12 protein-coding genes are annotated in these 10,730 nt (G+C 58.9%); 4 read left to right on the forward strand and 8 right to left on the reverse strand.

Annotation, left to right across the window (positions count from 1 at the left end; genetic code table 11):
• Window positions 1–143 precede the first annotated feature (143 nt).
• Window positions 144–320, forward strand: a complete 177-nt coding sequence (locus VB144_11985; GenBank protein MEA4884349.1) for a hypothetical protein — start codon at window positions 144–146, stop codon at window positions 318–320.
• 380 nt (window positions 321–700) lie between these two features.
• Here VB144_11985 and VB144_11990 read toward each other — a convergent pair whose 3' ends face one another.
• The 3 genes from VB144_11990 to VB144_12000 form a co-directional block, all read right to left on the reverse strand.
• Complete coding sequence (locus tag VB144_11990; GenBank protein MEA4884350.1) at window positions 701–1,600, reverse strand: DUF4277 domain-containing protein; 900 nt, start codon at window positions 1,598–1,600, stop codon at window positions 701–703.
• A gap of 131 nt (window positions 1,601–1,731) precedes the next feature.
• On the reverse strand, window positions 1,732–2,325 hold the full coding sequence (locus tag VB144_11995) for a type IV toxin-antitoxin system AbiEi family antitoxin domain-containing protein (protein MEA4884351.1): 594 nt from the start codon (window positions 2,323–2,325) through the stop codon (window positions 1,732–1,734).
• 80 nt (window positions 2,326–2,405) lie between these two features.
• The gene (locus VB144_12000; GenBank protein MEA4884352.1) at window positions 2,406–2,645 is read right to left on the reverse strand and encodes a CD1845 family protein; all 240 of its coding nucleotides are present in this window, start codon (window positions 2,643–2,645) and stop codon (window positions 2,406–2,408) included.
• Here VB144_12000 and VB144_12005 point away from each other — a divergent pair.
• On the forward strand, window positions 2,614–3,051 hold the full coding sequence (locus tag VB144_12005; GenBank protein MEA4884353.1) for a hypothetical protein: 438 nt from the start codon (window positions 2,614–2,616) through the stop codon (window positions 3,049–3,051). The genes VB144_12000 and VB144_12005 overlap by 32 nt on opposite strands.
• 348 nt (window positions 3,052–3,399) lie before the next feature.
• Here VB144_12005 and VB144_12010 read toward each other — a convergent pair whose 3' ends face one another.
• The 4 genes from VB144_12010 to VB144_12025 form a co-directional block, all read right to left on the reverse strand.
• The gene (locus VB144_12010; protein ID MEA4884354.1) at window positions 3,400–4,989 is read right to left on the reverse strand and encodes an ABC transporter ATP-binding protein; all 1,590 of its coding nucleotides are present in this window, start codon (window positions 4,987–4,989) and stop codon (window positions 3,400–3,402) included.
• 28 nt (window positions 4,990–5,017) lie between these two features.
• Window positions 5,018–6,022 (reverse strand): BMP family protein, encoded by a 1,005-nt coding sequence (locus VB144_12015; GenBank protein MEA4884355.1) that lies wholly within the window; start codon window positions 6,020–6,022, stop codon window positions 5,018–5,020.
• A gap of 84 nt (window positions 6,023–6,106) precedes the next feature.
• Window positions 6,107–7,039, reverse strand: a complete 933-nt coding sequence (locus VB144_12020; protein MEA4884356.1) for an ABC transporter permease — start codon at window positions 7,037–7,039, stop codon at window positions 6,107–6,109.
• 1 nt (window position 7,040) lies between these two features.
• Window positions 7,041–8,174: an ABC transporter permease gene (locus VB144_12025; GenBank protein ID MEA4884357.1), complete on the reverse strand. Its 1,134-nt coding sequence runs from the start codon at window positions 8,172–8,174 to the stop codon at window positions 7,041–7,043.
• An 862-nt stretch (window positions 8,175–9,036) separates the two neighbouring features.
• Between VB144_12025 and VB144_12030 the strand changes: the two genes are divergently transcribed.
• Together VB144_12030 and VB144_12035 are read left to right on the forward strand one after the other, a co-directional pair.
• Complete coding sequence (locus VB144_12030) at window positions 9,037–9,912, forward strand: DUF4065 domain-containing protein (GenBank protein MEA4884358.1); 876 nt, start codon at window positions 9,037–9,039, stop codon at window positions 9,910–9,912.
• An 18-nt stretch (window positions 9,913–9,930) separates the two neighbouring features.
• A complete protein-coding gene (locus VB144_12035; protein ID MEA4884359.1) occupies window positions 9,931–10,314 on the forward strand; it encodes an FMN-binding protein in 384 nt (127 codons plus the stop codon).
• A gap of 3 nt (window positions 10,315–10,317) precedes the next feature.
• Here the strand turns inward: VB144_12035 and VB144_12040 are convergent, their stop codons facing one another.
• Entirely contained in the window at window positions 10,318–10,578 is a 261-nt protein-coding gene (locus VB144_12040) for a hypothetical protein (GenBank protein MEA4884360.1), read from the reverse strand.
• Window positions 10,579–10,730 lie beyond the last annotated feature (152 nt).

A 10,730-nucleotide genomic window follows, 5' to 3' on the forward strand; every position in this document is an offset into this window, starting at 1 on the left:
TTCGTCGGGCGGCGCGGGCCGCAGCCCTGGAGCCCTATGTGTGGCTCCCGGCTGCAGCCCGCGCCCCTGCCTAAGCCAGGTTCATTCCTCTTCCGCGAGAAGGATTTCCTGGAGCCGTTCCAGGCCCGAGAGTGGCGGATACAGTGATCACGAGGAAACCAGTCACTGTGATCGTCACTGCTGGGGTGGACAAAGGGATGGAATTGATGATCCGAATGCGTCTGGCTCGGGTTGTCCGCGAAGGTGGGCAGATTCGGCCCAGGTTTCCCGACGAGATGGGCGATTTTTCACCAGGTTGGACGACTCCGACGCTGGATTGAGCGGAAGGGGGGGTATGCGTCGGCCAAAACCGGCTGAAGGAGGCCACAATATGCCAGAAAATAGGAGAAAAGAGACGTTTCGGAGCTCTGACGAGGCGCCTTGAAGCGAAAGATCCCTCGAAAGCCGCATCATTGGGCTCAACCTGGGTCAGAAGCGCCCATCTTCGGCGAGGACCTGGTCGTTTTATGGCCAGGCAGGGCCGAAAGACCCCCAGAAGGTATGCACCGTACGCGAATTGGAGAGGGTGCGAGGAGTCTTGTCGAACCCGTTGCACCAGAAGGAATCACGAGCCTGACAACCTGGATTGGGACAAGTGTGCAACGTTGGGAATAGGTTTTGCCTGCCTCGCGCACAATACTCGCGGATGGTGATGCTGGGCTCAAACAGGATGACCATCTGGGTAGGAGAGGCGCGGGGGCGTGAAGCGCGTAACTCGCGTCTTTTCCTTTTGCGCGCTCCTTCTGGACCAGACTATCGTGAAGATCAGTCCGCTCGCTATTCTGCCCTGCACATACGGGGAAGAATCGTGCAATCTGACGATATTCGCTGATTTCTGGATGCAGCAACTCGCTGCTCTACACCTGTATGGCCGGGCAGCGGTCTTAGTAGTGATCTCCATGACGTACTCTTTGCACTTGTAGAACGCCGAATTGCGCTTAGGGTTCTGGGTCAAGATCCCGGCGTCGACCCAATCTCCCTCTGACAAGGCCTTATCTTTGACCTCCTGCTCCTGTCTGAATGTTGCGGGCAATCTTGAGATGAACCTGATGCCCTTGTCGGCAATGACATCGAGGTTAGCCTTCGTCACTACAGCCGAATCGGCTACATACACCAGTTCGGTCAGATTGTCGGTGAATTGACCTACCAGGTCCTCGATCACTCGCCCGTTCCAGACCTTATCCGACTCATTGCCGTCCATGGCTTCGCCCATCAGTGGTATGCCTTCGCCGTTAACCACCAGGCCGTAGTTGAACTGCTTAAGGTCAGGCCTGTGGTTTCGGCTGTATCCATACGTAACGTACAGTGCTTCGCCCTCAGGAGAGCTGGCTTCAAACAGAATGGGAACGTCTTGCAGATCGTAGAACTCATCCACCCGGTAAAGCGCGGTGCGCCCCATTAAGATGTTGATGAGCATAGCAAGAACATGCGCGCCGGGCGAATGCTTGCATTGTTTCGGATCCCATTTCACCAGGTTATCGATGGTTTCAACTATCTCAAGCTCCCTGATGACCTGACCGATCATGGCGCCTGCTCCCGCCGAGAAAGCCCTTGGTGACATCATCCTCGCCTCTTACGTTGAGCATACAACAATCACGCCAAGAGTACAAGGAAGCAATTTCCATTTACAGGCCTGCCAATCGGCTGAAAAAACCTTCAACCCTGTGCCGTCAGGGTGCTGAATATGGGTCATTACAGCAGTGCCTCCAAATATCGATTCAGGATTTTCTCCACATGGAATTCCTGTGCATACTGCATCAGCAGGCGCAGATTCTTTTCTTTTCGTTTGGCATACTGCTTCAGGGCGTCCTGGAAGGTCTGCATCTCAATATTGCTCCGGCTGCGGATAATATCACAGACGGTACGCTCCGGGTTATACGCACGAACCGTATGTCCGAATGGTGTTTGCATCTTTGCCATACCGATCCCGTAAAACTCTTTTTTGACTGTATAGACCTTAATTCCGTCCGCCTTCAGCTTTGACGGATTGTATCCTGTCTTGACGGTAATGGAATACTGTGTCGGCTCCCGGTCAGTCAGATCGTGAAGAAATAGAGCTGTTTCATGGGAGAATAGAGCTTGCTTGCAGCGCAGGCTAAGCAGATACATTGTATCCGTCCATGCGTCTGGTGAAGCATAGACACCGTGAGAAACCTGTTCTAGGTCACGATCTTTGATGAATTTATAAAAAGCCGGTTTTGAAATACCGGCGGCAACAGCTTCCGCCGTCTGAACGATTCCGTGATTCGCGGAAACCAATTGTTCAAGTCGTTCGTATTGCGTCATGGCGATCATTCCCTTCGTGCTAATATGATAATCAATATTAGCACGAAAGTAAACAGCTTTGAAAAACCCAATTCTGTCGTCTAGCTATATGTGCTGTCCTGAATGAAAAACTTCAACTCCTGGAGCTTGCCCAGCAGCCAGGCCGCCGCCATCGGAGCCCCGAAAGGGCTGACCAGCCAGGCGATAACGAGAAGCATGATACCGTTGGTCGTCATACCCGTGAACAGATTGAACAGGGCAATGATGCCCAAAACGGTTCCGGCAAGATCGAAAACAAATGCTGAAACATTGAGCAAGAAGGCAAAGAACCATACAACGATTGCTCTCCTGCAGGAATGCGGGTCGCTGGGTCTGGACTATGACAACTGGCTTGGCTACGAGATTCTTTGCGCATTGAAGGAAATCCATGATCTCAAGAGCACGAATCCTCAAAGGTGGTGGGCGCCATTCTATCTGCAGCAGGGTTGGGGGATGATATCTCTCGGCTTGGAGTTCGTTGAGCAGTTCCCTGGCACGAGTGTGATCTTGTCTCCACGCTGCTACACACCTAGGCAGGTCCAAAGGTACGCCCGCGAGATTCCCGGGCAGGAGGGAGAGTGCTGCTTGACCCTCAGTTCTATAACCCCTGCACTTCTCACCAGCGGATCCTGGCATACCCATATTGGACGACGAATGCGGAGAGTCTCTCTGCGAAGGATCTTGCCCAGGATTGCGTTGAAGACCTAACGAATGCACTGGCATTGGCTTATCGTCGCCATCGCGGCTGACAGAGCACATGATCTGGCTGCTGATCAAGCTTGACCACGGAGGATGCGCAGGCCAGCTTGCTGGCCAGAGTTCGCGGAAAGGGAGTAGAGTTGCCATGACTCAGGGAGACTACGAGGTCATCGACGAGGGCAGGATCCGCATGACTTCTGCAACGCTGCCGAGCGCATCTTCAAAGCGATCGCGAGCGGCATCGACGGCTCGGCGCCGAGTCACGCGGATTGGCGCCGGTCTCTCCTAATGCAGATGTCGCTTTCGCTTCACACTCGAATGAGCGCTGCTCGCTGCTTGCCCAAGCTGCTGGATTGCTCACGAACACCTCTCAGATGCTCCGCCGCCTGCCGCGTTGCCCGCCCTGTCCGTCGCATTGGCCGCATTCGCTCCCGCCATTAGCAACCCCAACTCCTCCAACGACACGCTGTCGGCCTCCGTCACTGCGACTATCCTTCCTTCGTAGATCACTGCGATCCTGTCGGAGAGGTTCAGGATCTCGTCGAGCTCCTCAGATATGAGGAGGATGCCTCCGCCTGAGCTGCGCACGTCCAGGAGGCGGCGGTGGACGTACTCGGTGGCTGCGATGTCGAGGCCGCGGGTGGGATAGCACGCCAGCAGCACTGCGGGGTTCCGGGCGATGTCGCGGGCCAGGATCACCTTCTGGATGTTGCCGCCTGACAGGCTGCCCGCGCGCGTCTCCACGCTGGGGGTCCTGATATCGAAGGCCTCCACGGTCTTGCGCGACCAGTCGCGGATCACATCGTTTTGAAGGAAGATCCCTCGGGCGAACGGCTGCCTGTGGTGGTCTTTGAGAATCAGGTTCTCTTCCACCGAAAACGACTGCACGATCCCAAAACTGAGCCTGTCTTCAGGCACATAGCCCAGGCCGGCATCGATCATCGCTGCCGGCGAAGCGCCTGTCAGGTCTTTGCCGCGCAGGCGCACGTTGCCGCGGCTCACCGGGCGCAGGCCGGACATGACCTCTGCCAGTTCCCTCTGGCCGTTGCCCGATACTCCGGCGAGCCCCAGGATCTCGCCCGCGCGAACCTCGAACGATAGGCCTTTGAGCGCCGGCAGACCATTGTCGGCGTCCGCCCACACTTGGTCCAGTTCCAGCACACTATGGCCGCTGGAGATCTCCCCGGTGCGCCTGGCGGCTTCGATCTTGCGCCCCACCATCATGGTGGCCAACGACTCCGGGCTGGCCTCCGAGGTCGGCGCGGTTCCAACTACCGCCCCCGCCCGGAGCACCGTCACGCGGTCGCTCACCGCCATGACTTCGTTCATTTTGTGGCTGATGAACACCAGCGACTTCCCGGCTTGGGCCATGCCGCGGAGCACGGTGATGAGTTCGCTGGCTTCCTGCGGGGTGAGCACCGCGGTGGGCTCGTCCAGGATCAAGAGCTCGGCGCCTCGGTAGAGCGCCTTGATGATCTCCACGCGCTGTTGCTCTCCCACCGCCAGCTGCCACACGGGCGTATCGGGCTTCACCCTGAAACCGTACTCGTCGCCAAGAGCCACTATGCGTCGTGACGCTGTGTCCAGGTCGAGAAGGGGACCCCGGCTGGAGGGCAGGCCGAGCACGACGTTCTCAGCCACGGTGAGGCTGGGGACTAACATGAAGTGCTGGTGTACCATGCCGATGCCCAGGGCGATGGCATCGCGCGGGGAGCTGATGACCACTGGCTTCCCGTTGACCAATATCTGCCCTGCGTCTGGTCGGTACAATCCGTAGAGCACTTTCATCAGTGTGGTCTTGCCCGCGCCGTTCTCGCCCAAGAGCGCCAGCACTTCGCCGGAGTTGATATCGAGGTCAACGCGGTCGTTGGCCCGGACCCCGGGAAAGGTCTTCGTTATCTGGCGCATCCTCACTTGCCGTATGCGGAGCCCCGATCTCGATTCCATGGACGTTGCCACCCTTCAGTCGCTCAGTCTACTTCTTCTTGGGCAGTTCCACCTTGAGCGCGCCGGAGATGATGCCCTGTTTGGCCTTTTCCACGAGATCAAGCACGTTCTTGGGGATCTTGCTCACGAGCTTGGGGTTGTAGCGTAGCTCGAGGGCGCCGTCTGAGAAGCTCAGTGTAAGGTGCTTCCCGCCCAGGATGCCCTGAGCACGATAGTCGATTATGGCTTTAACTACTTTCTCCCAGTGATATACCTGGGCCGCCAGCACGTGATCAGGGGCCAGGGAGGCCTGGTCCATATCGGTGGACATCCAGTAGACGCCGGACCTCTCCGCCACGGCTCGAGCGGCGCCCACCGCCTGCTGGGCTGATCCGGTCAGTATGTCGGCCTTGGCGTCCATGTGAACCTTGGCGAGCTCGCCGGCGCCCACAATGTCGCCGAAGGAGCCGGTATAGGCTATGCGCACTTTCACATTGGGGTTGGCCGCTGCCACGCCCTGCTGGAAGCCGTAGTTATACTTGATCGCGTCGCCCGACTCCACCGGGCCCACGATCCCAACAATGCCCGACTTGGACATGAGGGCTGCAATCATGCCCATGAGATACGCGCCTTCCTGAGCCTGAGGGTCGTAGGCGAAGATGTTGGGGGCAGCGGTGAACCCAGTCCCGTACGCGAACGTGGTTTTGGGGAAATCGGGGGCCAGTTCCATGAGCACGCTCTGATACTGGGCGCCATGGGCGATGATGATGTCGAATCCCTGGTCGGCGTACTGCCTGATGGCAGCGCCTGCGTCCACAGGATTGCCCATGCGCTCGCTTGTCACGAACTCCAGCTTGTCGGCGCCCAACTCCTTCTGCACCGCCTTGAGACCCTCGTACATCGACTGACTCCATGCCATGTCGTCGATGGTGCTCGCCATGAGCATGGCGACGCGGATCTTCTTGGCCGGCGCGCTGTAGATCGGCCCCGAGCCGGCAGCAATGAGCATCGCGAACGCCAGAATTACCACGATAACCACGCGATATTTCCTCACAATAGACACCTCCTGCTGTACTTGTGCGCTGGCCATCCTGGCCGGCGAGGATACCGGATGATCCACCCTATGATGTGCCTGCGGTTAGCCCGCTTCTCTTCGGAACGGCTTGCCTAGGGCTGTCGGGGCCCAGACGCGCCTTACCGCCACTGCCAGGGCTGCAATGGTCATGACGTAGGGCATTATCACCGCGAACTCGTACGGGAAGCTGATGCCCAGCACCTGAACCCACAGTTGAAGTGCGTTCATCATGCTGAACAGGAGTGACCCGAGGAGAATGCCCATAGGGCTCCATCTGCCGAAGTAGACCAGGGCAACGGCTATGAACCCGCGCCCGGCGGTGATGTTGTCGGCATACATGTTGGCCTGGCCCACGGTGAGGAAAGCGCCTGCTAGACCGGCCATGGCGCCTCCCAGCACTACACACTGGCAGCGAATGGCGTTGACGTTGACGCCCAGTGTGTCGGCGGCCTGCGGCGTCGTGCCCACGGCGCGCACTTTGAGCCCCCATGTGGTGCGGTAGAGCACGAACCAGGAGACTGGAACGAGCAAGAGAGAGAAATACACCATCCAGTTGTGCTGAAACAGAATGGGGCCAAGAACCGGTATGTGGGACAGCACTGGAATATGCCACGGGCTGAAGCCTTTGCACGATGTGATGAACCCAAGGTAGACGCGGAACAGCAACCCCGACAGGCCCCAGCAGAACATGTGCAGGCCGATGCCGGAAATGCCCTGTTCGGCCTGCATGGTGACGCTGATAAAGGCCATCAGCAGGCCCAGTGCGGCCCCGACGCCGATTGCCGCCAGTACGCCGAGCCACGGACTGCCGGCGCCCAGCGAGGTCATGAATCCCGCGAAGGCGCCCATCATCATGATGCCTTCCAATCCAAGATTGAACACGCCTGAGCGCTGCGAGAACATTTCGCCGAGCGATGCGAAGAGAAACGGCGCTGCCAGCCTGATTCCTGTAGCGAGTATGCCTACGACTATTCCCTGGCCGGAGATGGCGCCCATGTCAGCTGTTCACCTCCTTGTTGCCGCCCGCCGCGCCGCCGGCAGGCGCTATGGAGGGCCCGACCATCCTCAGGCGGCGGCGCAGCAAATCCGGCTGCCGGATGAGCAGGTCGCTTCCGACGACGAAGAGCACGACCAGCCCCTGTATGGCCATGACGATGGCGGCGGGTATGGACACGGCCCTCTGCATCATGTCGGCGCCCAGAGTCAGCATGCCGAAGAGGATCGAGGCGGGGATGCAGCCCAACGGATGCAGGCGTCCGAACAGCGCCACCACGATTCCGCTGAACCCATAGCCGCCGGAGAGCCCTTCGAGCACCCTGTGGTGCACGCCGAGCACTTCCACGACCCCGGCCAGCCCGGCGAAGCCTCCTGCGAAGGCCATGGCGAGTATCTGATAGTTCTCAACCCCGATGCCGGCCGCCCTTGCAGCCTGCGGGCCGGCGCCGGAGGCGCGCATCCGGTATCCGATTGTGGTGCGCCAGAGGAAGACATAGACCAGGACTGCGAAGGCCACGGCGATGACCAAGCCCCAGTGGAACCGCGTTCCGCGGATGATCCGGGGAAGCCAGATCGATCTGGGCAGCAAAGCAGTCTGGGGGCAACCGGTGCCGTATGCCACCTCCTGCGGGTCGATCATCGGCCCGCGGATAAGGTACAGGTTGAGCTGGAAGGCGATCTGGTTGAGCATGACGGTGCTCAGTATCTCATTTACCGAGAGGCAGGCTTTGAGCCACCCGGCGATGCCGCCCCACACGGCCCCTGCCAGGATGCCCGCGATCATGGTCAGCGGCAACAGCGCTACGGCGGGCCAGCCCGGAAGGGCCAGGGCCACGGCTGCGCCAGCAAGCGAACCGGCGATCATCTGCCCTTCGCCTCCGATGTTGAGGATCCCGCTTCGAAATGAGATGACGATTCCGAGGCCTATGAGCAGAAGCGGGGTTGCCTTGACGAGGCTTTCGGTGATGCCGTACCTGCCGCTGAACGGCCCGGTGAACATTGCCTTGTACGCGGCGATGGGACTTGCGCGGGCCAGCAAGATTAGCCCCGCTCCGACCAACAGCGCCAGAACCAGAGCCCCGACCAGCACGCCAACCTGCAGCAGAGAGTCGGACGCGCCCGTGTGTTTCTTCATACAACCTGCTCCTTTGGATGATACTTGGCGGTTCTAGTGTCGGTTCTGATGGCAGAAGAGATAGTAACAGCAGGCATAGTATTCTAATCCGGCCTCTGCTTTCCTGCCGTGACCACAGCGATTGGGCATATAGGAAATGCGATCCCGACGGGTTCGCCTGCCTAAGCCAGGTTCATTCCTCTTCCGCGAGAAGGATTTCCTGCAGCCGTTCCAGGCCGGGAGTGGCGGATACAGTGATCGCGAGAAAACCAGTCGCTGTGATCGCCACTGTTGGGGCAGACAAATGGGATGAAATTGATGATCCGAGTGCGGCTGGTTCGGGTTGTCCGCGAAGGTGGGCAGATTCGGCCCAGATTTCCCGACGAGATGGGCGAATTTCCACCAGGTTGGACGACTCCGGCGCTGGATTGAGCGGAAGGGGGGGTATGCGTCGGCCAAAACCGGCTGAAGGAGGCCGCGATATGCCAGAAACTAGGAGAAAAGAGATGTTTCGGAGCCCTGGCGAGGCGCCTTGAAGCGAAAGATCCCTCGAAAGCCGCATCATTGGGCCCAACCTGGGTCAGAAGCGTCCACCTTCGGCGAGGATCTGGTCGCCTTGTGGCCAGGCAGGGCCGCAATACCCCCAGAAGGTATGTGCCATACGTGACTTGGAGAGGGTGCGAGGAGTCTCGTCGATGCCTGGTCGAGACGACCCGCGGAAAGGGTCTGCAAACATGGCGGCTGTCCCTGTGAATACGCGCAGGATCGTCCCGATGGATTTACACCACTGCCTAAAACCATAACTCCACCTTCGCAGGGTCTCAATGCTGGATTCATCGGCATTACTGCGCACGTCAAGGCGTGCGATGTGTGCGGTACGGCCGTGTACGACTCCGAATTGGACGGCCACAATATTGCTCTGGCCTTTGCTCAGTATTGCCGGAGCAAGGGGCTTCTCAGTAGGGAGGATGTTATCGCCATAAGGGATCGGTACAGGTTGTCTCAAAGAGGCCTTGCGCTCTTGCTGGGGTGGAGTCCGGCCACGATAGCTCGCTATGAGACCGGTGCCATACCGTCGGGGGCGCATAGTGAGCAGCTTCGCCATTTCGGCGACGACGCTGAGTACGCCCGCTCCCTGTTTGAGGCTGGCAAGGAGGGGTTGGGCAGCCTGGAGCGATCACGTGTGGAAAAGACCTTCCAGCAGATTGCGGGGCTGACTGTTCCTGAAGACTACCTGGAAGAGTACATCGTCCGTCGGCACTCATCAGGCGGAGAGCAACTCCGAGGACGGCGTCAGCTTGACCTAGACAAGGTCGCCAACGTGATGACCTTCTTCGCGGCGAGGCTTGGAGGGGTGGTGAAGTCCAAGCTTCTCAAGCTCATGTGGTACGCGGACTTCGCTGCATACAGGCGTATGTTCAGATCGATCAGTGGTCTGGCGTACTGCCATAACCATTTCGGGCCCATTCCGCTGTCTCACGACAGCATCATCGACTACATGGAGTCCAAGGGGGTGGTCGACCTTACACCCTACGATGGGGGAGTCGAGGGCGAGTGCGTAAATGCTCTTCTTCCTCTGGACACTACCCTTTTCACGGAGGAGGAACTGCAGGTTCTGAACGACGTACTCGACCGATTTGGCGGGTGCAGCGCTGCCGATCTGAGCAGATTGACTCACGCTGAGGATGGATACCGGTTTACCCAGATGAAAGCTCTGATACCGTACGATTACGCGGTAGATCTTAAGGCTATCCAGTGAATGGAGGGAGAGAGTGAGATGCTGAAGGTAGTCCTGTGGATCGTCATTGGGCTAGTTGTCCTGATTGGAGGGATGATTGTCTTCGGTCTGGTCGGGCTGAGGTCGGGCAAGGATCTCCCCATTGGCATCGTTGATTTCTCGAAACTCCAGGACGGCGCGTACACAGGGCAGTATAAGGGCGGACGTTGGTCCAATAGGGTTCGGGTCACGGTGGAATCGGGCAGGGTGACTGGAATCGATGTCGTGCAGGACATCACGTTCCACCAGCCCGAGGTGAGGCGACAGACCATCAACGCAATTGTCGAAGCTCAATCTCTCCAGGTGGACACCGTAAGCGGTGCGACCATCACCGCTAAGGCCTACCTCAAGGCGGTGGAGAATGCGCTGACCGCGGCGGAATAGCGACTAGCGATAGCCAGTAGCATCCCGGCTGCCAGCCGCTGCTGGTCGCTGGGACTGCTGGCCCCATGCCCCGTATCGTCCACGGGGCCTGAATAGGGATCCGAGCACCGGTAGAAGCATCTCTCGAACGTAGTTATGCTGCCAGTTGCCATCCCTGTTTGAGGCGAATGCGATTCTGGCGCCATCGGGCGACCAGCGCGGAGAGCAATCATCGGCGGCGCTGTCTGTGAACCTCATCGAGGCCTTGGACTCGTCTGCATCCATTGCGCAGACTTCGAGATTGCCCCCCTATGCTGCGCAAACGCGATCTTCCCAACGCCGGACGTGATCCTACCGCTTACGTCCCGCATGTGAATGTCCCCAGCTTGGAATTCGGAGATGGGCCCCTCAACCAATTCGGCGAAGGATCGGTGTAG

This window comes from Clostridia bacterium (genome assembly GCA_034926675.1).
Lineage (GTDB): Bacteria > Bacillota > DTU025 > DTU025 > DTU025 > JAYFQW01.